Origin of the sequence: Nocardia sp. NPDC087230, from assembly GCF_044744725.1 — a bacterium.
GTDB classification, from domain to species: Bacteria; Actinomycetota; Actinomycetes; order Mycobacteriales; family Mycobacteriaceae; genus Nocardia; species Nocardia canadensis.
Genome location: NZ_JBIUYV010000012.1, coordinates 94,413 through 115,088, shown reverse-complemented (window position 1 = coordinate 115,088; position 20,676 = coordinate 94,413). Strand labels below are relative to the sequence as shown.

The 20,676-nt window shown below is 69.8% G+C and carries 17 protein-coding genes; 8 read left to right on the top strand and 9 right to left on the bottom strand.

The features are described from left to right. Window positions 1-228 precede the first annotated feature (228 nt). Window positions 229-2,409, top strand: a complete 2,181-nt coding sequence (gene uvrB, locus ACIO52_RS28940; protein ID WP_255587015.1) for an excinuclease ABC subunit UvrB — start codon at window positions 229-231, stop codon at window positions 2,407-2,409. A 35-nt stretch (window positions 2,410-2,444) separates the two neighbouring features. Here uvrB and ACIO52_RS28935 read toward each other — a convergent pair whose 3' ends face one another. After that, window positions 2,445-2,912 (bottom strand): VOC family protein, encoded by a 468-nt coding sequence (locus ACIO52_RS28935; RefSeq protein WP_218716683.1) that lies wholly within the window; start codon window positions 2,910-2,912, stop codon window positions 2,445-2,447. 56 nt (window positions 2,913-2,968) lie between these two features. Here ACIO52_RS28935 and ACIO52_RS28930 point away from each other — a divergent pair, with 56 nt between their 5' ends. The 3 genes from ACIO52_RS28930 (at window position 2,969) to ACIO52_RS28920 (ending at window position 5,087) form a co-directional block, all read left to right on the top strand. Beyond that, on the top strand, window positions 2,969-3,805 hold the full coding sequence (locus ACIO52_RS28930; protein ID WP_402648267.1) for a DUF6597 domain-containing transcriptional factor: 837 nt from the start codon (window positions 2,969-2,971) through the stop codon (window positions 3,803-3,805). 127 nt (window positions 3,806-3,932) lie between these two features. Continuing rightward, window positions 3,933-4,364: a hypothetical protein gene (locus ACIO52_RS28925; protein WP_218716685.1), complete on the top strand. Its 432-nt coding sequence runs from the start codon at window positions 3,933-3,935 to the stop codon at window positions 4,362-4,364. A gap of 270 nt (window positions 4,365-4,634) precedes the next feature. Then, on the top strand, window positions 4,635-5,087 hold the full coding sequence (locus ACIO52_RS28920) for a universal stress protein (protein ID WP_218716686.1): 453 nt from the start codon (window positions 4,635-4,637) through the stop codon (window positions 5,085-5,087). Between the two features lie 67 nt (window positions 5,088-5,154). On the opposite strand, the gene ACIO52_RS28915 is transcribed toward ACIO52_RS28920, so the two are convergent. Next, complete coding sequence (locus ACIO52_RS28915) at window positions 5,155-5,535, bottom strand: cupin domain-containing protein (protein ID WP_218716687.1); 381 nt, start codon at window positions 5,533-5,535, stop codon at window positions 5,155-5,157. A gap of 11 nt (window positions 5,536-5,546) precedes the next feature. Further along, entirely contained in the window at window positions 5,547-6,980 is a 1,434-nt protein-coding gene (locus tag ACIO52_RS28910; protein WP_402648262.1) for an MFS transporter, read from the bottom strand. Between the two features lie 69 nt (window positions 6,981-7,049). Between ACIO52_RS28910 and ACIO52_RS28905 the strand changes: the two genes are divergently transcribed. Continuing rightward, complete coding sequence (locus ACIO52_RS28905; RefSeq protein WP_218716537.1) at window positions 7,050-7,718, top strand: TetR/AcrR family transcriptional regulator; 669 nt, start codon at window positions 7,050-7,052, stop codon at window positions 7,716-7,718. 9 nt (window positions 7,719-7,727) lie between these two features. Here the strand turns inward: ACIO52_RS28905 and ACIO52_RS28900 are convergent, their stop codons facing one another. From ACIO52_RS28900 to ACIO52_RS28890, 3 genes are read right to left on the bottom strand one after another with little or no spacing between them, the layout of a single operon-like run. Then, on the bottom strand, window positions 7,728-9,989 hold the full coding sequence (locus ACIO52_RS28900) for a 3'-5' exonuclease (protein ID WP_218716538.1): 2,262 nt from the start codon (window positions 9,987-9,989) through the stop codon (window positions 7,728-7,730). A 42-nt stretch (window positions 9,990-10,031) separates the two neighbouring features. Further along, window positions 10,032-10,343, bottom strand: a complete 312-nt coding sequence (locus tag ACIO52_RS28895; protein ID WP_218716539.1) for an antibiotic biosynthesis monooxygenase — start codon at window positions 10,341-10,343, stop codon at window positions 10,032-10,034. Between the two features lie 13 nt (window positions 10,344-10,356). Continuing rightward, window positions 10,357-11,694: a diguanylate cyclase domain-containing protein gene (locus ACIO52_RS28890; RefSeq protein ID WP_402648259.1), complete on the bottom strand. Its 1,338-nt coding sequence runs from the start codon at window positions 11,692-11,694 to the stop codon at window positions 10,357-10,359. Window positions 11,695-11,826: 132 nt separating this feature from the next. On the opposite strand from ACIO52_RS28890, the gene ACIO52_RS28885 reads away from it, so the two are divergent. Next, window positions 11,827-12,972 carry a beta-ketoacyl synthase N-terminal-like domain-containing protein gene (locus ACIO52_RS28885; RefSeq protein ID WP_402648256.1) on the top strand — a complete coding sequence of 382 codons (1,146 nt, stop codon included), beginning with the start codon at window positions 11,827-11,829 and terminating at the stop codon, window positions 12,970-12,972. A gap of 10 nt (window positions 12,973-12,982) precedes the next feature. On the opposite strand, the gene ACIO52_RS28880 is transcribed toward ACIO52_RS28885, so the two are convergent. After that, a complete protein-coding gene (locus ACIO52_RS28880) occupies window positions 12,983-14,809 on the bottom strand; it encodes a GAF domain-containing protein (RefSeq protein WP_218716541.1) in 1,827 nt (608 codons plus the stop codon). A gap of 141 nt (window positions 14,810-14,950) precedes the next feature. Here ACIO52_RS28880 and ACIO52_RS28875 point away from each other — a divergent pair, with 141 nt between their 5' ends. Beyond that, complete coding sequence (locus ACIO52_RS28875) at window positions 14,951-15,730, top strand: sigma 54 modulation/S30EA ribosomal C-terminal domain-containing protein (RefSeq protein WP_316574090.1); 780 nt, start codon at window positions 14,951-14,953, stop codon at window positions 15,728-15,730. 4 nt (window positions 15,731-15,734) lie between these two features. Here the strand turns inward: ACIO52_RS28875 and ACIO52_RS28870 are convergent, their stop codons facing one another. Further along, on the bottom strand, window positions 15,735-16,367 hold the full coding sequence (locus ACIO52_RS28870; protein WP_218716543.1) for a response regulator transcription factor: 633 nt from the start codon (window positions 16,365-16,367) through the stop codon (window positions 15,735-15,737). 329 nt (window positions 16,368-16,696) lie between these two features. Between ACIO52_RS28870 and uvrA the strand changes: the two genes are divergently transcribed. After that, entirely contained in the window at window positions 16,697-19,675 is a 2,979-nt protein-coding gene (gene uvrA / locus ACIO52_RS28865; RefSeq protein ID WP_402648251.1) for an excinuclease ABC subunit UvrA, read from the top strand. Between the two features lie 517 nt (window positions 19,676-20,192). Here uvrA and ACIO52_RS28860 read toward each other — a convergent pair. Then, window positions 20,193-20,534, bottom strand: a complete 342-nt coding sequence (locus ACIO52_RS28860) for a DUF1844 domain-containing protein (RefSeq protein ID WP_402648249.1) — start codon at window positions 20,532-20,534, stop codon at window positions 20,193-20,195. Between the last annotated feature and the right edge of the window lie 142 nt (window positions 20,535-20,676).

Genomic DNA, 20,676 nt, shown 5'->3' with positions numbered 1-20,676 from the left:
GGTCGGACCAGGCGATGTGCTCGCGCGCCTGGGGTCGCCACGATGCTGCGGGCCGCGCGCGGCCCGGCGTCCGCGCAGGTGAGCGGCTTCGCCGCTGAGCAGAAGTTCATCCGAACGACACCGGGCCCACGAGCGGTGCCTCGGCGTGGCGCACGCGTGTCGCCGGATCGGCGCCGGTGTGCGTGCTGTCCGCGCGACTTGTCGGTGGTCGGGCCTAACCTGGTGGGCATGGCATTCGCAACCGAGATCCCGACGGAAGGGTACGAGGAGCGGGGGCACCCGCTGGCTCATTCCGAGCACCGCCCTGTCGGCACCATCGAGCGTGCGGGCGGGCAGTTCGAGGTGGTCAGCGAGCACAAGCCCGCCGGTGACCAACCCGCCGCCATCGCCGAGCTGGAACGGCGGATCACCGCGGGGGAGAAGGACGTCGTCCTGCTCGGTGCCACCGGCACCGGCAAGTCGGCGACCACCGCGTGGCTGATCGAGAAGCTGCAGCGGCCCACGCTGGTGATGGCGCCCAACAAGACCCTCGCCGCCCAGCTGGCCAACGAGCTGCGGGAGATGTTGCCGCACAACGCGGTCGAGTATTTCGTCTCCTACTACGACTACTACCAGCCCGAGGCGTACATCGCCCAGACCGATACCTACATCGAGAAGGACAGCTCGATCAACGACGACGTCGAGCGCCTGCGACACTCGGCGACCTCGAGCCTGCTCTCGCGCCGTGACGTCGTCGTGGTCGCCTCGGTGTCGTGCATCTACGGCCTCGGCACCCCGCAGTCGTACCTGGACCGCTCCGTGCAGCTCGATGTCGGCGGCGAGATCGACCGTGACGCGCTGCTGCGCCTGCTCGTCGACGTGCAGTACACCCGCAACGACATGGCGTTCACCCGCGGCTCGTTCCGGGTGCGCGGTGACACCGTCGAGATCATCCCGTCCTACGAGGAGCTGGCGGTCCGCATCGAGTTCTTCGGTGACGAGATCGAGGCGCTGTACTACCTGCACCCGCTCACCGGTGACGTCGTCCGCCAGGTCGACTCGCTGCGCATCTTCCCCGCCACCCACTATGTGGCGGGTCCGGAGCGGATGGAGCGCGCGGTCGCCGACATCGAGGCCGAGCTGGCCGCGCGGCTGGCCGAATTGGAGAAGCAGGGCAAGCTGCTCGAGGCGCAGCGGTTGCGCATGCGCACCGAATACGACCTCGAGATGATCCGCCAGGTCGGGTTCTGCTCCGGCATCGAGAACTACTCGCGCCACATCGACGGCCGTCCGGCCGGGTCGGCGCCGGCCACCCTGCTGGACTACTTCCCCGACGACTTCCTGCTCGTCATCGACGAGTCGCATGTCACCGTGCCGCAGATCGGCGGCATGTTCGAGGGTGACATGTCGCGCAAGCGCAACCTGGTCGAGTTCGGTTTCCGGTTGCCGTCGGCGGTCGACAACCGCCCGCTGACCTGGGAGGAGTTCGCCGATCGGATCGGTCAGGCGGTCTATCTGTCGGCGACACCGGGCCCGTACGAGCTGGGCCAGGTGGGTGGCGAGGTCGTCGAGCAGGTCATCCGCCCGACCGGCCTGGTCGACCCGCAGGTGGTGGTGAAGCCGACCAAGGGCCAGATCGACGATCTGGTGCACGAGATCCGCCAGCGCACCGAGCGCGACGAGCGCGTGCTGGTCACCACCCTCACCAAGAAGATGGCCGAGGACCTCACCGACTACCTGCTCGGCCTCGGCGTGCGGGTGCGCTACCTGCACTCCGAGATCGATACCCTGCGCCGGGTGGAGCTGCTGCGCCAGCTGCGGCTGGGCGAGTACGACGTGCTGGTCGGCATCAACCTGCTGCGCGAGGGCCTCGACCTGCCCGAGGTGTCGCTGGTGGCGATTCTGGACGCCGACAAGGAAGGCTTCCTGCGGTCGAGCACCAGCCTCATCCAGACCATCGGCCGCGCGGCGCGCAACGTCTCCGGTGAAGTGCACATGTACGCGGACAAGATCACCGATTCGATGCGGCACGCGATCGACGAGACCGATCGCCGCCGCGCCAAGCAGGTCGCCTACAACGAGGCCAACGGCATCGACCCGCAGCCGCTGCGCAAGAAGATCGCCGACATCCTGGATCAGGTGTACCTGGAGGCCGACGACGAGGTCGCCGTCGGCGGATCGGGTCGCAATGTCAGCCGCGGCAGGCGCGCCCAGGGCGAGCCCGGCCGGGCCGTCAGCGCGGGCATCTACGCCGAACGCGACGTGAAGTCCATGCCGCGCGCCGAGCTGGCCGACCTGGTCGCCTCCCTCACCGACCAGATGATGAACGCCGCCCGCGAACTGCAATTCGAGCTCGCGGGCCGCCTGCGCGACGAGATCGCCGACCTGAAGAAGGAACTACGCGGCATGGACGCCGCGGGCCTGAGCTGATCATGCCCACCGCGCCACCCCGGCGACGCCGACCGCTAACTCGATTCCGCCATCCAGGCGGCGATGCGGCGGTCGGCTTCCTCCCGCGTCATCTCCTCGATGCGGGTGATCACCGCCCACCGGTGGCCGAACGGGTCGATGACCACGCCGAACCGCTCGCCGTTGACGAAGGTCTGCGGCTGTTCGGCGGTGCGGGCACCGTGGGCGACCGCGCGGGCGATCACGGCATCGACATCGGGGCAGTAGTGCACGATCGAGGTGTGCACCCAGTCCTCGGGTGCGCGAACGTTGTTGTCGGGCATGGGCATACCCAGTTGCAGCGTGGAATCGCCGATCAGCAGTTCGGCGTGCGCGGGCTGCCCGTCGGGCAGATCGGCCCGGCTGAGCACCTTCGCGCCGAAGACCTCGGTGTAGAAGGCGATGGCGGCGTTGCCGTCGGGCACGGCCAGGAAACAGGTGATGGAGTGGTAGCCCTCCGGAACGGGCGCAACGGGATCGGTCATGTCTTCGATCCTGGTCGGCCGGTGGCCGCCGATCTTGTAAGAAAGCGACAGATCCGATGACGCGGCCGGATCCCGCCGATATGAAGGGCATTCTGCATCCGGGGGAGCAGGCCAGGCATCGATCGCTGGACCGGCTGGCGGTCGGGCCCGCGCTGGCCGGGTTCGCCGACCGGTACTGGATCGTGCGCTGGGATCTGCGGGGTAAGCCCGCGTATCGCGCCGAGGTGCTGTCGTTCCCGTGCGTGAACGTCACCTTCGAGCGCAGCACCACGCGCACGGGCGGCTTCGTCAACGGGGTGAGTACCAGGAAATACGTGCGCGAACTCGACGGCGAGGGGGAGACCTTCGGCCTCCGGTTCCGGCCCGGTGGGTTCGGTGCCTTCACCGGCATGGATGTCGGTGCGCTGCGTGATGATTCGGCCCCCCTGGCCGAGGTGTTGCCCGCCGCGGCGGGACTGGCCGACCTCGTGCTGGCGGAGTCCTCCGACGCGGCGCGGGTGGCGATCGTCGAGGACTTCTTCGCCGGGCGGGGTCGCGCCGACGACCCGCACTACGCGCTGGTGTCGCGGATCGTCGCCGCGATGGCGGCCGATCCCGCGCTCACCCGGGTCGACCAGGTGACCGATCGCTTCGCGGTCCCCATCCGGACGTTGCAGCGGCTGTTCCGCCGGTATGTCGGGGCCGGGCCGAAATGGGTGCTGTGCCGATTCCGGTTGCAGGACGCCGCGGATCTGCTCGCGCGCGGCGACAGACCCGATCTGGCGAGTCTGGCCGCCGACCTCGGCTATTTCGATCAGGCCCATTTCAGTAGGGAATTCACCGCCGAGATCGGGATGTCACCGTGGGAATACGCGCGTAAAGCGCAGGCGAGTGCGGTACCCACGCTGGGCTGACGCGCTGTCGAGACCCCAGAAATCGGGTATCTGAAATATTGTCGTTTCGGCGGGGAACGGCGGTGTCCGTGGATAGTCTCAGCGCATTCGCAGCGGTCGCTGCTGCGGGAGAGTGAGGACATCGACGGTGACAACATCTTTTCGCCCGAGTACCCGGCTGGGTCTGGCCGGCTCCGGTCTCGCCACGGTCCTGGCGACGGCCGCGCTGGTCGCGCCGTTCGCGCACGCCGACTCGACCCAGCGCGTCGCGGTCGAGGGCTCCGATCAGCAAGCCGGCTGCTCGTACACGGTCACCGCGGTCAACGTCGTCGGCTACAGCAGTGGCGACTCCGGTGCCGACGTGACGTTCTACGACAACGGCGCGGTGATCGGCACCGTGGAGGTGCCCGCCATCGGCACCACCGCCACGTCCTGGCGGCCCGCCACCGCCGGGCAGCACGAACTGACCGCGAAAGTCGTCGGCATCAGCACTCGGTGGATCGTGCCGACCACGGTGACCGTCGCGCCCTCGACCGGTACCGGAAGCGCCGCCTGCGGACTGCCCAGTTTTTCCGGCTGATGTGAGCAAAGTCCCAGCCGCGCAGGCGCGTTGATTGTGTTGTGATAGGCCACAGTTTCCGCGAGTCGCGGTCTGGTTGTCGCAGGTGAATCTTCGCGACTGTCGCGAAGAGCACCGGCAGGGTGCCGACCGGTGTCAACACTCCCGATGTGATCTGTTGCGATTTGTCGATAAATCGGCCTGTTTTGGCGTTAGGGTCGACCCAATTGCCGCGCTGACGCTCGATTCCCGGGTTTGATCGGTGCTGGCACCGACCAAGTTGGAGGAGAGATGACCGCCTACCGGACCATTGTCGTCGGTACTGATGGCTCGGATTCGTCGTACGTCGCCGTGGAGAAGGCCGCAGCGCTCGCCGGCGACGCGGACGCGACTCTCGTGCTGGCCTGTGCCTACTTCCCGACCGACGATCGCGACGTCGCCGCCGCGGCCGACGTGCTCAAGGACGAGGCCTACCAGGTGCGTGGCTCGGCGCCGACCAACGAGATCCTGCACGTAGCCCGGGAGAAGGCGGTGGCCGCCGGGGCGAAGAACATCGTCGAGCGCGCCATCGTCGGCGAGCCGGTCGATTCGCTGCTCGACCTGGTCAACGAGACCAAGGCCGATCTGCTGGTCGTCGGCAACCGGGGCCTGAACACCCTGACCGGCCGCCTGCTGGGCTCGGTGCCCTCGGACGTGGCCCGCAAGTCGCGCTCGGACGTGCTGATCGTGCACACCGTTCGCTGATTTCGTTCGATCACGACCTCGAGGGCGCTGCTTCGGCAGCGCCCTCGAGTGTTTTCCGGCGGAGCGGTCAGCGTTCGACCGGCTCCTGCCTTGTGCCGCCACGCAATCCGATCGACACGATGTCGGACGGTTCGTCGAGTTCGATCCGGTGCCAGCGGTGCCGCGGCACCAGGAACGCGGTGCCGGCCGTCAGCCGCACGGCGGTCTCCGGTGCGCCCGGCGACTCGGGGCGCAGATACAGGCGCAGCGCGCCGCGCAGGCAGCACACCGCCTCGTCGCCGGCGGGATGCATCTCCCAGTGATCGGCGTGGACGTCGGCATCGGAGTCGACGTGGAAGGCGGCCAGCTGCCAGCCGCCGTCGTCGGCGGCCATGCGGCGCTCGCCGGCTTCGACGGTGCCGTCGGGCCGCAATCGCAGGGCGCGGTCGAACAGGTCGATGGGGGACATCGGCTTTCCTTTCACTGTGCTGCCGCGGGAAGGTCCTCGCGGACAGTGGTTTTCGTGCGGTCGGGGCCGGGGAGAACGAGGACGGCGATCGCCGCGGCCGCGACGAAGAGCAGGGCGGCGATCCCGAGCGCGAAGGCGTAGCCGCTGTTGAGTGCCGCCGCGTCGGTGCCCGCGCCGGACCTGGCGGCGGCGAAGGTAGCCAGCGCCGCGACGCCGACGCTGCCACCGAGTTGGCGGGCGCTGTTGAACACCCCGGAGGCCATCCCGGCATCGCCCGGCGCGACGGCGGTGACGGCGGCCGCGGCGACCGGGGCCAGGCACAGGCCGAGTCCGAAACCGCCCACGATCGAGGGGCCGAGCACGTCGGCGAGGAAACTGCCGTCGGGACTGATCGCGGCGAACCAGCCGATCCCGGTGGCGGTCAGCAGCGCGCCGCCGATCAGAAGCGGGCGCGGCGATCGGTGGGCGCCGACCCGGGTCGCGACCAGCGTGCCGACGATGACACACAGCGAGAACGGGACGAAGGCCGCGCCGGTGGCGCCCGCGCTCATCCGCAGGACACGCTGCATGTACAGCGACACGAGGTAGAACGCCGAGAACTGGCCCGCGGCGGCGCACAGGACGAACAGGTTGCCGCCGAGTACCCAGCGGTTGCGCAGCAGTCCGAACCGGAGCAGTGGGTGGCGAACCTGCCTTTCCGCGAGGGCGAAGCCGATCAGCAGGGCCGCGGCCACCGCCAGCGTCGCGCCGGTGTCGGCCGAGATCCACCCGTGCCGATCGGTGCGGACGATGCCGGTGATGAGCACGCCGACGCCGCCGGTGGCCAGCGCGGCGCCGAGGAGGTCGAGTCGGCCTGCGCCGGTCGACGGCCGGTCGGCGGGCACACCCGCGGCGGTGGCCAGCAGCGCGACCGCGACGATCGGCAGATTGATCAGCATCACCCAGCGCCAGTCGGCGTACTCGGTGAGCACGCCGCCGACGAGGACGCCCAGTGCTCCGCCCGCCGCGTTCACCCCGCCCCACACGCCCAGCGCGCGGACGCGGGCGGGCCCCTCGGGGAACGCCGTGGTGAGCGTGGCCAGGGCGGCGGGCGCCACCGCGGCCGCCGCGATGCCCTGCGCGGCGCGCGCGGCCACCAGCTGCCACGGCGCCTGCGCGAGCCCGCCCGCCAGCGAGGCGATGCCGAAGGCGACCAGCCCCGCCGTGAACAGTCGGCGGCGGCCGTACAGATCGCTCGCCTTGCCGCCGAGCAGGAGGAAGCCGCCGAAGGTCAGGGCGTAGATGTGCACCACCCAGGCCAGGTCCAGTGGGGCGAAGCCGAGCGCGTCCCCGATGGCGGGCAGCGCGACGTTCATCACGGCCATGTCGAGGGCGACCATGAACTGCGCGACGCCCACGGCGGTGAGTACGGCGCGGGGATGCGGCGGCGACGAGTTTTTATACATGTATAAAAACTAACCGCACCGGCGGCCCCGTGTCCATACCCCCGCCGTCGGATGGGTCAAGATGGACCCATGCCGACACCGTCCTCGCAGCCCGCACGTACCGGCAGACCGGCGCGCCTGACCCGTGGCGACATCGTCGCCGCCGCGCACGCGGTGATCGAGACCGACGGCGTCGAGAAACTGACCATGCGCAGGCTCGCCGGTGCGCTGGAGTGCACCCCGATGGCCCTCTACCACCACGTCCGCGACAAGGACGAGCTGCTGCGCCTGCTCCTCGACGACTACGCCGACGGCATCACCTGGCCCGCGCTGCCCGACGATCCCCGGCAGCGGATCCTGGTGGCCGCCACCGCGATGTACGACGCGCTCGCGGCGCACGCCTGGATCGTGGAGGTGCTGGTGAACGGCGATCTGTTCGGCCGCTCGGCCCTGTGGGTACCCGAGACGATCATCGACGCCGCCATCGCCGCGGGGCTGAACATCGACCGCGCGGTGGCCGCCTACCGCGCCATCTGGCACTACACCGCGGGCGATCTGATCGTCACCGGCCGCTCGGCCCGCCGCGCCGCGCAGGGCCCCACCTATCGCGCCGAGGTCTTCGCGAACCTCGACCCCGACGCGATGCCGCGACTGGCCGAAGTCGGTTCCCGCTGGACCGAATTCGACGCCGTGAGCACCTACGCGACCGGGCTGGACGCGCTGGTCACCGGCCTGCTGGCCGAGGCCGATCGCGACTGAGGGGCGCGCCTAGCCGAGCGCGGACAGCACCTCGGGCAGCTTGTCGGCGTGCACGACCGCCAGGCGCTGGGTCGCACGGGTCAGCGCCACGTAGAGGTCGTTGAGCCCGCGCGGCGACTCGTCCAGGATCGCCTGCGGTTCCACCAGATACACCCGGTCGAACTCGAGACCCTTGGCATCGTGCACGGTCAGAACCTGCACCGATTCCCCGGCCAGCGTGGACAGCTCGGGGACGAGCGCGGCCGGCGCGAGGACCGCGCTGGTGCCGGGACCGTGCTCGGCCTCGAGCAGCCGCGCCACCTCGCCGGCCAGCTCGGCGGGCCGAACCCGGTAGGCACGGGGCGGATTGCCGGTCTCGCGGACCGAACGCGGCACCCGCACGCCGGGGTCGATCGCGGCCAGCACATCGGCGGCCACGGCCATGATCTCGGCGGGGGTGCGGTAGTTGACGGTCAGCTCGGTGAGCTTCCAGCGTTGCGCCACATACGGTTCCAGCACCCGCTGCCACGACGACGCGCCCGCCGGATCGCCGGTCTGGGCGACGTCGCCGACCACGGTGATCCACCGGTTCGGAATGCGCCGCATCACCATGCGCCAGGCCATCTGCGACAGTTCCTGCGCCTCGTCGACGATCACGTGACCGTAGGTCCAGGTGCGGTCGCCCGCCGCGCGCTCGGCGGTGGTCTGCCGGTTGCCGAACTCCTGGCGCTGGGCCAGCTGGGAGGCGTCGATGAGGTCGTAGGCCATGAGGATCTCGGGGTCGAGTTCGTCCTCGATGTCCTGGGGCGCGGAGCCGGTGAGGATGTCGAGGGCGTCCTGCGCCTCGGCCAGCTGGGCGCGCCAGCGGCGGCGGGCGCGTTCGCGTTCCTCGGTGTCGTCCACGCCGAGCAGCTCGGCGAGTTCGTCGAGCAGCGGGGCGTCGGCGGCGCCGAACGTGCCGTCGTCGTTGCGGACCAGCTCGGCCCGGTCCTCGGCGCTGAGAGTCTTGGCGGCGCGGTCGAGCCGGGCCGGGTCGGCCAGCAGGTCGGCCAGCACCTCCTGCGGGGACAGGATCGGCCAGAGCGCGCTGATCGCGGCCTGGACCTGCGGGTCGGCGCGCATCTCGTCGCCGATCTCGGTGAGGTCGGCCGAGCTGAGCAGGCTGGTCCCGCCGGACAGGTCGGCGCCCATCGTCGCGGCCAGCTGATCGGTGAGCGCGTCGATCACCGAGGACGCGAAGATCGGCCTGGCCAGGTTGTGCGGGCGGCGCGAGGACCTGGCCCGGCCCCTGGCCTTGGTCGCGATCTTGCGATCCAGCGTCACCGGATAGCCGTCGAAGGTGAGTCGTACGGGTTCGGCCGGCACCTCCTGGCGATCGCGCACCGCCTGCTTGAGCACCTCGAGCATGTCGAGGGAGCCCTTGATCTCGCCGGCGCGCAGGGTGTCCTCGCGCACGGCCTTCACCCCGGGGTACAGGTCGCCGATGGTCGACAGCAGCACGCCGGTCTCACCGAGCGAGGGCAGCACCTGGCCGATGTAGTCGAGGAAGGTCGCGTTCGGGCCGATGATCAGCACGCCGCTCTTGGCCAGCTGCTGCCGGTAGGTGTACAGCAGGTAGGCGGCGCGGTGCAGCGCGACCGCGGTCTTGCCGGTACCCGGCCCGCCCTGGACCACCAGCACGCTCTTGTGCTCGGAGCGGATGATCGCGTCCTGCTCGCTCTGGATGGTCTCGACGATGTCGTTCATGTGGCCGGTGCGAGCGGCGTTGAGCGCCGACAGCAGCGCGCTCTCGCCGCCGACCCCGTCGTCGGTGCCGACCGCGCCGTCGCGCTCGGCGGCCCGCAGGTCCAGGTACTCGTCGGTGATCGCGGTGACCGCCCGGTTGCGCGAGCGGATGTGCCTGCGCCGGACCACGTCCTCGGGATTGGCGGTGGTCGCCAGGTAGAACGGGCGGGCCAGGGGAGCGCGCCAGTCCAGCAGCAGCGGCTCGTAGTCGTTGTCCTCGTCGAGGATGCCGAGCCTGCCGATGTAGCGGGCCTCGGGCTCGTCGCCGTCCAGATCGATCCGGCCGAAGCACAGACCGTGCTCGGCGGCGTCGTATTTGGCCAGGTCCTCGCTGTAGAGCTGGGTGAACGACTCGCGCTCACTGCGTGCCTGCGGGGTGCCGCCGGACTCCAGCAGCACGGTCTTGAGCCGGTTCTGCGCGTAGTCGCGCATGCCGTCGAGCCGGTCGTAGAGCACCGAGAGGTACTGCTGTTCCGCGGCGCGATCATCGGCGAGGCGGTCGGGCAAAACAGGACTCCTTTGTCACCGGCGAGAACAGAGTTGTCGAGTCTACTCGGCGAACAGATCGCCACCGACGATCGGCGTGAAGTGCTCGACCACGGGAAACGGGTCGTAGAAGTGGTGCAACAGCGCCCGCCAGCGTTGATATTCCGGCGATCCGCGGAAACCCGCGGTGTGGTCGGTCAGCCGTTCCCAGCGCACCAGCAGCAGATAGCTGTCCGGACGTTCGACGCACCGCGACAGCGACAACCCACCGAAACCCGGCATCGACGCGATGATCGGCGCGGCCTCGGCGAACGCGGCCTCGAAGTCCTCGGCCAGACCTGCGCGAACGGGCAGCACCGCGTGTTCGATGATCACGCCGACCAGTCTGTCAGGAGGCGTGAGTGTTGTTCGATCGACGATTCTGACCGAGACCGAGGTCACGATGACCCGACGGCTTGTCGCGGTACATCGCCAGGTCGGCGTCGTGCAGGACGGCCTCCGGGGTGCGGTGTTCGTGCGGTCCGAGCTCGGTGATGCCGATCGAGGCGCTCACCTCCAGCCGGTGCCCGCGGGCGATGATCGGCTCGGCCATCGTGGCGCGCAACCGCTCGATCAGACCGGGCAGATCGGTGCTGTGCGGATGCCCGGCGAGCAGGACCAGGAACTCGTCGCCGCCGAGCCTGCCCACCAGGTCCTCGGCCCGCAGCGCGCGCTGCAACCGCTGGGCGACGATCTGCAGCACCGTGTCGCCGATCGCATGACCGAGGGTGTCGTTGATCGCCTTGAACCCGTCGAGATCGATGAACAGCACCGTGGTGACCAGGCTGCCGCCCTCGTCGGCCAGCGCGGCCGAGAGCTGGGACAGGATCAGCGAGCGGTTGGCCAGCCCGGTCAGCGCGTCGTGGGTGGCCTGGTACTCGAGCTGGCGCCTGCTGGCCCGGAACTCGGTGATGTCGGCGAAGGAGGACACTCCCGAGGAGTGCGGGGTGTCGGGGTTGAGCAGCCGGCAGTTGCACGACAGCCACACCTGCTGCCCGTCGGTGCGCTCCACGCCGAAGATGAACTGGGTGACGGCCTCGCCGGTCGCCAGGGTGTGCGCCATCGGATGCCGGTTCGTCGGCATCGGCTGCCCGTTGCGGTCGATCAGGCGCAGCGGCAGTTCGTCGATGGCGTGCCCGATCACCGGTGTCGCGTCGTCGATGCCGAGGATCCGCCTGCCCGCCGGATTGATCGACTCGACGCGTCCGCGCGGATCGACGACGAGCACGCCCTCCTCCAGCTGCGAGACCACGGTGGTGAAGTGCGCCTCCGCCCGGCGTGCCGAGGCCTCCGCGGCCCGCTGCGCGGTCAGGTCGTGCACGACCACCTGGTAGGCCAGCGCGTCCTGCCACGCTGTGAGAACCGACACGGTCTGCACCGGCACCGTCCGGCCGTCGAAGCGCACCAGGTCCATCTCGGTGGGTGGGGACGCGGCGCCCTCGGCGGTGAGCTGGTCGATCCGGTCGAGCATCGCCGGGATCGACTCGGGATGCACGAACCGGGTGATAGGCAATCCGAGCAGGTCATCGGGGGTGCGGGCGCCGAGCAGCCGGACCATCGCGGGATTGGCGAAGACCACGATTCCCGCCTCGTGCACGCAGATCGCGTCGGGCGTGTGTTCGACGAGCGAGCGGTATCGCTGGGCGAGCTGTTCGGCGCTCGCCGCGTCGGTATTGGTTTCTCCCACTGCGATACCCCCGATCTCGACCTGGTCTGGCGACGGCGAACAGGACTATTGTGGGGACCCTCGATGAGATCCGCGAGGAGCGATGTGAAACCGGACGTGCGTCCCGGCGGCATGGTCCACCGCCCCGATTCTATGTCGATCGCGGGCATCGGTGTCGTCTCCGCCTTCGGCTGGGGCCGTGAGCAGCTGTGGCAGGGAGTTCTGGGGGGTAAACCGTCGGCCCGGCTGTACCCCGGATACGGTCCCGAGCGGGACCAGCACGCCTGGGTCGGCCGGATTCCCGACGGGGGTGATCTCGCCCACGGAGCCGGTCTGTTCGGGCGCGCCGTGCACGCGGCGGCCGCCGAGGCCGTCGCCGACGCCGAAGCGCGCGGGTGGCGCGCGGCGGGGCGCACGGTCGGTCTCGTGCACGGATTCACCCTCGGTGACGTCGCCGACTGGCGCGAGTTCTATCTCACCGACCACGGCCACCGGCGCTCGCGCGACTACCTGCGGATGCTGCCCTCGACCCCGATCTCGGTGATCATGCAGGAATTCGGTTTCCACGGCCCCGCGATGAACGTCTCGGCGGCCTGCAGCACCGGCGCGGCGGCGCTGCTCACCGCGAAGATGTGGCGCGAGGCCGGCCTGGTCGACGACGTGCTGTGCGTCGCCACCGACCTCTCGGCGACGCCGGAGATGCTCGAACACTTCGTCCGGCTCGGCGCCGCGGTCGGCCACGCCGACCCGTTCACCGCGTGCCGGCCGTTGCAGGAGGGATCGATCGGTTTCACCATGGCCGAGGCGTCGGTCGCGCTGCTGCTCACCGATGCCGTCGACGCCCCGTACGCCCGGGTCCTCGGCGGCGCGATGACCAACGACGCGTTCCACGTCGTCTCCGTCGACCCCGACCACACCCAGCTGATCGACTGCACCGAGCGCGCGCTGACCGCGTCCGGGGTCACGGCGACCGATGTGGCCTACGTCAACGTCCACGGCACCGGCACCGGCCAGTGCGACGCCGCCGAACGCCACGTGCTGACCTCCGTGTTCGCCGACCGCCCCGCGATCACCGCGCTCAAACCGCTCACCGGGCACTGCCAGGGCGCGGCCGCCGCCGTCGAAGTCGCCACCATCGCGCTGTCCTATGAACGCGGCATCGCGGCCTCGGCGCCGATCGTGGCGCCCGCGCACCCGCGGCTGCTGGACGGCCCGGCCCCGATGACCGACGGTCCGACGGTGAAACTGTCGATGGGGATGGGCGGCAACAACGCCGCCGTCGTGCTCGGACCGGCCTGAGCGGTCGCGCTCAGTCGCTCTCGCCCGCCTCCGGGCCGCCTGCCAGCGCGTAGCCGCCGGTGGTCGGTGCGTCCTGCGGCAGCGGGACCGCCCAGCGCAGCTGGGTACCCGGCATCTCGGGGTGGTTGCCGTCGGCGTCCGGGCGCTTGGCGGGCCCGATCTCGAAGTGCCCGCTCGCCTCCTGCGCGCGCTGCTCGAGATTGCGCAGCCCGCTGCGGATGACGTGGTTGGGGATGCCCCAGCCGTTGTCGGTGACGGTGATCGTCAGGTCGTCGGCGACGTCGATGACGATCGCGACGGTGTCGGCGCCGGAATGGCGGACCGCGTTGCTCACCGCCTCGCGCACCACCGCCTCGGCGTGATCGGCCAGCTGCGGGTCCAGGACCGACAATGGACCCGACACCTGGATGGTGGCCCGCAACGCGATGTCGGCGGTCTGGCGCCGGATCGCCACCTCGAGCCGCTGCTGCAGGCCCGCGCTGTGGTCGGGGCCGCTGGCGTGCAGGTCGAAGATGGAGGTCCTGATCTCCTGCACGACTTCCTGCAGGTCCATGATCACCGTCGAAAGACGTTGCCGCACTTCGGGAACCACTGCCTTGGGCAGGGTGGCCTGCACGGTCAGGCCGATGGCGAACAGTCGCTGGATCACGTGGTCGTGCAGGTCGCGGGCGATGCGGTCGCGGTCGGCGACGATGTCGAGTTCGCGCATCCGGCGCTGCGCGTCGGCCAGCCGGACCGCCAGCGCGGCCTGATCGCAGAAGGCCGCGGTCAGTTCCAGCATCTCGTCGGAATAGGGGGCGAAGCCGGGCGGGCGGATCGTCACCAGCACACCGAGCGTGGCATCGGGGGTGCACAGAGGCAGCACGAGTGCCGGTCCGGCGCCGGGCAATTCGGCGCCGGGGAACTCGACGCCCAGGGTCACCGTCGAGACGTCGTCGAAGCGCAGGGGCGTGCGCCTGCTGAACGCGTCGCCCAGGGCGGTGCCGGCGATCGGGACGGTCTGCCAGTCCTGCCCGGCGTCGGGGCCGGTCCACTGGGTGATCACCAATTCCGAGATCTCGCCGGGTAGTTCGTCCGGCACCGGCACCGAGGCCAGGAATGCCTGATGCGAGCCGGTGAGGCCCCGGGCGTGGTCGACGACATGCGCCAGCACGCGGTCGGATTCGGTGCCGGCGAGGAACTCGGTGGCGATGTCGCGGGTCGCTTCGATCCAGGCCTGCCGGGTCCGCGCCTGTTCGTAGAGCCGGGCGTTGTCGACCGCGATGCCCGCCGCGGCCGCCAGCGCCAGCACCAGGACCTCGTCCTCCTCGGTGAACGGCTGGCCGTCGGACTTCTCGGTCAGATAGAGACTGCCGAAGACCTCGTCCCGGATACGCACCGGCACACCGAGAAACGTGTGCATCGGCGGATGACCCGCCGGGAAGCCGATCGAGGAGGAATGTTCGGTGAGATCGTCCAGGCGCAGTGGCGCCTTCTCGGCGAACACCGCGCCGAGCACGCCGTGGCCCGCGGGTAATCGCCCGATCCGGTCCCGGATCTGGTCCGGCATGCCCTCGTCGATGAACTGCGAGACCTGCTGGTCGTGGCCGCGGACCGCGAGCGCGCCGTAGCGGGCGTCGACCAGGTTCATCGCGGTGCGCACGATCGTGCGCAGGGTCTCGTCGAGATCCAGGCCCGCGGTGACCGTCAACATGGCCTCGACCAGGCCGTCCATCCGGTCGCGGGAACCGATCATCACCTCGACGCGATCGGCCACCTCGCCGAGCAGTGCGCGCAATCGCTGCTGGGAGACCGTCCGGCCCACCGAATAGCGGCCACCCCGACCGTCATTCGTCATCGCCGTATCCGTTCGCCGCGCCACCCCAACCGTCGAACGCAAAGTCTAGTCCGCAAGGTGGGGACTTTCGGCCCTTCACCCACAAGGGCCCCCATGGTGGCATAGGGCACCGGGAAAAGGGATCGAGAAGTGGGGCAAGAGATGAATTCGTTGTCGACTACCCAGCACTGGACGACCGCCGCGGACCCGGAGCTCGCGGTGACCACCTGCGGCGAGGTACCACCCCAGGACGTCACCCGCGCTGTCCGCGCCATCACCCGCGTGATGCGCAGGCATCACCTCGACAGTCCGGCCCGCGTGCGCGTCACCGCGCCGCAGGGTTCCGACGAGCCGACGCTGGTGCAGGCCAACATCCGAACCAACGACACGCTCACGCGCGTGCAGGTCACCGGTCCCGGCGGCTTCGCCGTCACCTTCGCCGCCGAGCGGCTGGATCGTCAGCTGGCCCGGCGCGCGGGCAAGGAATCCCGCGGCGCGTGGCCGGATCCGGCCCGGCGCCCGCTGGCTCAGATCACCGAGACCCGTCCGATCATCCGCCGCAAGGACTGTGCGCTGATGACGGGCACGCCGCTGGAAGCCAGCACCGTGCTGGACGCGATGGATTACGACGCCTACCTGTTCACCGACGCCCAGACGGGCGAGGACGCGATCGTCACCTGGGCCGATCCGCACGGCGTCAGCCTGGCCAGGCAGCGGCACACGGCCGCGGCGGGGGAGTCGGCCGAGCTGCCGCTGACCGCCAGCGCCATGCCGGTCCGCGTCGTCCAGGACGCCGCGCCGGTCTACGCCGAGGACGAAGCCTCCGACGTGCTGTGCACCGGCGGCCTACCGTACCTGTTCTTCACCGACAGCCACACCGGCCGCGGCAACCTGCTCTACCGCCGCTACGACGGCGACCTGACGATCGTCGTCCCCTCCTGATTTCTTACGGTTCGCGCAGCTTGGTCGCCAGCACGGCGGCCTGGGTGCGGCGTTCGACGCCGAGCTTGGCCAGCAGCCGGGAGACGTAGTTCTTCACCGTCTTCTCGGCCAGGAACATCCGCGCGGCGATCTGCCGGTTGGTGAGCCCCTCGCCGAGCAGCTCGAGTAATCGGCGTTCCTGCTCGGTGAGCCCGGCCAGCGCGCCGGAGGGCTCGGTGCTGCGGCGCAGCCGGGCGCGCAGGGCGTCGGCCGCGCGGGTGTCGAGCAGCGAGTGGCCGGCGCCGACCTGTTTGATCGCGTCGGCCAGCTTCATCCCGTCGATGTTCTTCACCACATAGCCGCTGGCACCGGCCAGGATCGCGTCGAGCATGGCGTGCTCGTCGGAGAACGAGGTGAGGATCAGGCAGCGCAGGTCCTCGAACTCGGCGAGCAGATTGCGGCACAGCTCGATGCCGTTGCCGTCGGGCAGGCGGACATCGAGCACCGCCACGTCCGGCCGCGCCTCGCGAATGCGCGCCATCGCCTCGGCCACGCCACCGGCCTGCCCGATCACCCTGAGTTCTGGATCACCCTCGAGCAGATCGATCAGCCCGCGCCGGACGATCTCATGGTCGTCGACCAGGAAAACCTCGAGCACGCCGGCTCCTTCATCATGTCGATCGCCCCACCCCTGCCGTCAAACATAATCCGTATGCCGAAATAGTGGGCGCAGACCGGGAACTCGACCACCACGCCCCGACCCCGAGGAGGGGCAGGCCGCGCAGCGGCCGTCGCGGCCGTCCCGCCGATCGGGCGCCGTTGCGCAAGCGACGAAGGAGCAAGCAACGGCGCCCGATCGGCGGGACAGGAGGGGCCGCGACCTCGAGCGCGCCAGCGCTCCAAAGTTTCTGTCGGTGGGTCCGCCTAGCATGGCGAGCGGGGGTTCATGTCCGGTCGGCGGATGACGATGGAGAAGGGATTCACCAGGTGGCGGAACGCCTCACTGTGCGCGGAGCTCGGGAACACAACCTGAAAGGTGTCGACCTCGATCTGCCTCGTGACAGCCTGATCGTGTTCACCGGTCTGTCCGGTTCCGGGAAGTCGAGCTTGGCGTTCGACACGATCTTCGCCGAGGGGCAGCGTCGCTACGTCGAGTCGTTGTCGGCCTACGCGCGGCAGTTCCTCGGACAGATGGACAAGCCCGATGTCGACTTCATCGAAGGCCTCTCGCCCGCGGTGTCGATCGACCAGAAGTCGACCAACCGCAATCCGCGGTCGACGGTCGGCACCATCACCGAGGTCTACGACTACCTGCGCCTGCTCTACGCCCGCGCGGGCACCCCGCACTGCCCGGTGTGTGGCGAGCTGATCGCCAAGCAGACCCCGCAGCAGATCGTCGACCAGGTGCTGGCGATGGAGGAGGGGCTCAAGTTCCAGGTCCTCGCGCCGGTGGTGCGGACCCGCAAGGGCGAGTTCGTCGACCTGTTCGACCAGCTCAAGACCCAGGGCTACTCGCGGGTGCGGGTCGACGGCGTGGTCTATCCGCTGACCGATCCGCCGAAGCTGAAGAAGCAGGAGAAGCACGACGTCGAGGTCGTCGTCGACCGGCTCGCGGTCAAGACCGCGTCCAAGCAGCGCCTCACCGACTCGATCGAGACGGCGCTGCGGCTGGCCGACGGCATCGTGGTGCTCGACTTCGTCGACCGCGACGAGCACGCGCACGACCGGGAGCGCCGCTTCTCCGAGCGTCTGGCCTGCCCGAACGGCCACGCGCTCGACATCGAGGACCTCGAGCCGCGCTCGTTCTCCTTCAACTCGCCCTACGGCGCCTGCCCCGACTGCACCGGCCTGGGCATCCGCAAGGAGGTCGACCCGGAGCTGGTGGTGCCCGATCCGGAGCTGAGTCTGGCCGACGGCGCCATCGCGCCGTGGTCGCGCGGGCAGACCGCCGAGTACTTCAACCGGCTGCTGTCGGGCCTGGCCGAGTCGATCGGCTTCTCGATGGACACCCCGTGGCAGGACCTGCCCGCCAAGGCCCGCAAGGCGGTGCTCGAGGGCAGCTCCGACCAGGTGCACGTGTCCTACGTCAACCGCTACGGCCGCAAGCGCTCCTACTACGCCGACTTCGAAGGCGTGATGCCGTTCCTGCACCGGCGGATGGACAACACCGAGTCCGAGCAGATGAAGGAGCACTACGACGGCTACATGCGCGATGTGCCGTGCCCGGTGTGCCACGGCGCCCGCCTGCGCCCGGAGATCCTGGCCGTCACGCTGGCCGCCGACGGCACCGACAAGTCGATCGCCGATGTCAGCGATCTGTCGATCGGCGAGTGCGCGCACTTCCTGAACTCGCTGACGCTGGGGGAGCGCGAGGCCGCGATCGCCGGTCAGGTGCTCAAGGAGATCCAGGCGCGCCTGGGCTTCCTGCTCGACGTCGGTCTGGAGTACCTCACGCTCTCGCGCGCCGCGGCGACGCTGTCCGGCGGCGAGGCCCAGCGCATCCGCCTGGCCACCCAGATCGGCTCCGGCCTGGTCGGCGTGCTCTACGTGCTCGACGAGCCGTCGATCGGTCTGCACCAGCGCGACAACCGCAGGCTCATCGAGACGCTGCTGCGGCTGAAGAACCTGGGCAACACCCTGATCGTCGTCGAGCACGACGAGGACACGATCCGTGCCTCGGACTGGGTCGTCGACATCGGCCCGCTGGCCGGTGAGCACGGTGGCCGGGTGGTGCACAGCGGTCCCTACACCGACCTGCTCACCGAACCCGAATCACTCACCGGCGCTTACCTTTCCGGCCGGGAGCAGATCGAGGTGCCGATGGTGCGCCGCCCGATCGACAAGAAGCGCAGGCTCACCGTCGTCGGCGCCACCGAGCACAATCTGACCGGGATCGACGTGGCGTTCCCGCTGGGCGTGCTCACCGCGGTCACCGGTGTCTCCGGCTCGGGCAAGTCGACCCTGGTCAACGACATCCTGGCGACGGTGCTGGCGAACAAGCTCAACGGCGCCCGCCAGGTGCCCGGCAGGCACACCAGGATCAACGGCCTGGACCACCTGGACAAGCTGGTGCAGGTCGACCAGTCGCCGATCGGGCGCACCCCGCGCTCGAACCCGGCCACCTACACCGGTGTCTTCGACAAGATCCGCACCCTGTTCGCCTCGACCACCGAGGCCAAGGTCCGCGGGTACCAGCCGGGCCGGTTCTCCTTCAATGTCAAGGGCGGCCGCTGCGAGGCGTGCTCGGGCGACGGCACCCTCAAGATCGAGATGAACTTCCTGCCGGACGTCTACGTCCCGTGCGAGGTGTGCCACGGCGCCCGCTACAACCGCGAGACCCTCGAGGTGCACTACAAGGGCAAGACCATCGCCGAGGTGCTGGACATGCCGATCGACGAGGCGGCGGAGTTCTTCGAGCCGGTCACCTCGATCCACCGGTATCTCAAGACCCTGGTCGAGGTCGGGCTCGGGTACGTGCGGCTCGGCCAGAGCGCGCCGACCCTGTCCGGCGGCGAGGCCCAGCGCGTGAAGCTGGCCGCCGAACTGCAGAAGCGCTCGACCGGGCGCACGGTCTACATCCTCGACGAGCCGACCACCGGCCTGCACTTCGAGGACATCCGCAAGCTGCTCAAGGTGATCAACGGGCTGGTCGACAAGGGCAACACGGTGATCGTCATCGAGCACAACCTCGATGTCATCAAGACCTCGGACTGGGTCGTCGACATGGGTCCCGAGGGCGGTTCCGGTGGTGGCACCGTGGTCGCGACGGGCACGCCGGAGGACGTGGCGCAGGTCTCGGGCAGCTACACCGGGCAGTTCCTCAAGGAGGTGCTCGCGGCGCCGGCACCGGCCAAGCCCGCGGCGAAGAAGGCGGCGGCCAAGAAGGCGGCTCCCGCCGCGAAGAAGGCCCCCGCCGAGACCGCCGCGGCCAAGCGTCTGGCGCGAAAGGCGGCCGCCCTGCGCTGAGGCCGGATATCCTCGCGCGCGGGGACTTTCCGAAAACGCGACAAAGTGAAACACCTGTGGGTAGCATTCGCCTCACCGTTGCCGGAATACCGGACAGTAACGGTCAGTCGAACCGGCATCCAGTGGTGTCTCGCGCCCGTGGGCGGCGCGATCGCGGGTGTCGTGCAGTACGAAAGGAACGTCCCCATGGATGAAGCCACCACGGCGCTCATCGGCCAGATTCTGTCTTTCCTCAGTGGCGGGTCCTCGCTGGCCTACACGCCCACCAAGCCGACTGCCTGAGTCGGGCGGAATCGAAAGGAACCACTGAGCATGGAAACCGGAAGCGCAGGCCTCGCCAGCATCTTCACCGCTCTCGCCAACGCGATCGCCTCGGGCTCGGCCATCGCCGTGACCCCGGGCACGCCGCCCGCTCCGACCCCCACGGTCTGAGCGCGACCTCGTAAGCCTCTGTAGACGAAGATCCGCCGGCGCACCCGCGCCGGCGGATCTTTTCGTTGCGCTGTTCCCGGACGGCTCAGTACACGGGGCCGGTGTACTTCTCGCCCGGCCCCGCGCCCGGCGCGTCCGGCGCCGAGGAGGCCTCGCGGAACGCGCGCTGCAGCGCCTGCAGGCCGTCGCGGATCGGACCGGCGTGCGGGCCGAGGTACTCCACCGACGCGGTGACCAGGCCGGCCAGCGCGGTGATCACCCGGCGGGCCTCGTCGAGATCGACGTGCGCCCCGGAGTCCGGGTCGTCGGCGGCGAGCCCCAGCTTCTCCGCGGCCGAACTCATCAGCATCACGGCGGCCCGGCTGATAACTTCGACGGCGGGGATGTCGGCCAGGTCGCGCACGGGGGGATCGAGCTCGTCAGTCATGCCGACAAGGCTATAGCGGCCCCGGTGGGGCTCGTCCGCGCCAGGCCGATTCGGCGATAGCGGAATGCGATGCTAGACTTTCCGCTGACGACCGCCCCTGGTTGTGTCATGCAGCTCTGGGGCAGATAAGTGGAGCCCGACT

Bases quoted from the DNA above. Each gene is read 5' to 3' on its own strand.
- ACIO52_RS28875 (WP_316574090.1), top strand. From the start codon at position 14,951: ATGAATTCGTTGTCGACTACCCAGCACTGGACGACCGCCGCGGACCCG.
- ACIO52_RS28880 (WP_218716541.1), bottom strand. From the start codon at position 14,809: ATGACGAATGACGGTCGGGGTGGCCGCTATTCGGTGGGCCGGACGGTC.
- ACIO52_RS28885 (WP_402648256.1), top strand. From the start codon at position 11,827: ATGTCGATCGCGGGCATCGGTGTCGTCTCCGCCTTCGGCTGGGGCCGT.
- ACIO52_RS28915 (WP_218716687.1), bottom strand. From the start codon at position 5,535: ATGTCCCCCATCGACCTGTTCGACCGCGCCCTGCGATTGCGGCCCGAC.
- ACIO52_RS28920 (WP_218716686.1), top strand. From the start codon at position 4,635: ATGACCGCCTACCGGACCATTGTCGTCGGTACTGATGGCTCGGATTCG.
- ACIO52_RS28860 (WP_402648249.1), bottom strand. From the start codon at position 20,534: ATGACTGACGAGCTCGATCCCCCCGTGCGCGACCTGGCCGACATCCCC.
- uvrB (WP_255587015.1), top strand. From the start codon at position 229: ATGGCATTCGCAACCGAGATCCCGACGGAAGGGTACGAGGAGCGGGGG.
- ACIO52_RS28905 (WP_218716537.1), top strand. From the start codon at position 7,050: ATGCCGACACCGTCCTCGCAGCCCGCACGTACCGGCAGACCGGCGCGC.
- ACIO52_RS28910 (WP_402648262.1), bottom strand. From the start codon at position 6,980: ATGTATAAAAACTCGTCGCCGCCGCATCCCCGCGCCGTACTCACCGCC.
- ACIO52_RS28930 (WP_402648267.1), top strand. From the start codon at position 2,969: ATGACGCGGCCGGATCCCGCCGATATGAAGGGCATTCTGCATCCGGGG.
- ACIO52_RS28935 (WP_218716683.1), bottom strand. From the start codon at position 2,912: ATGACCGATCCCGTTGCGCCCGTTCCGGAGGGCTACCACTCCATCACC.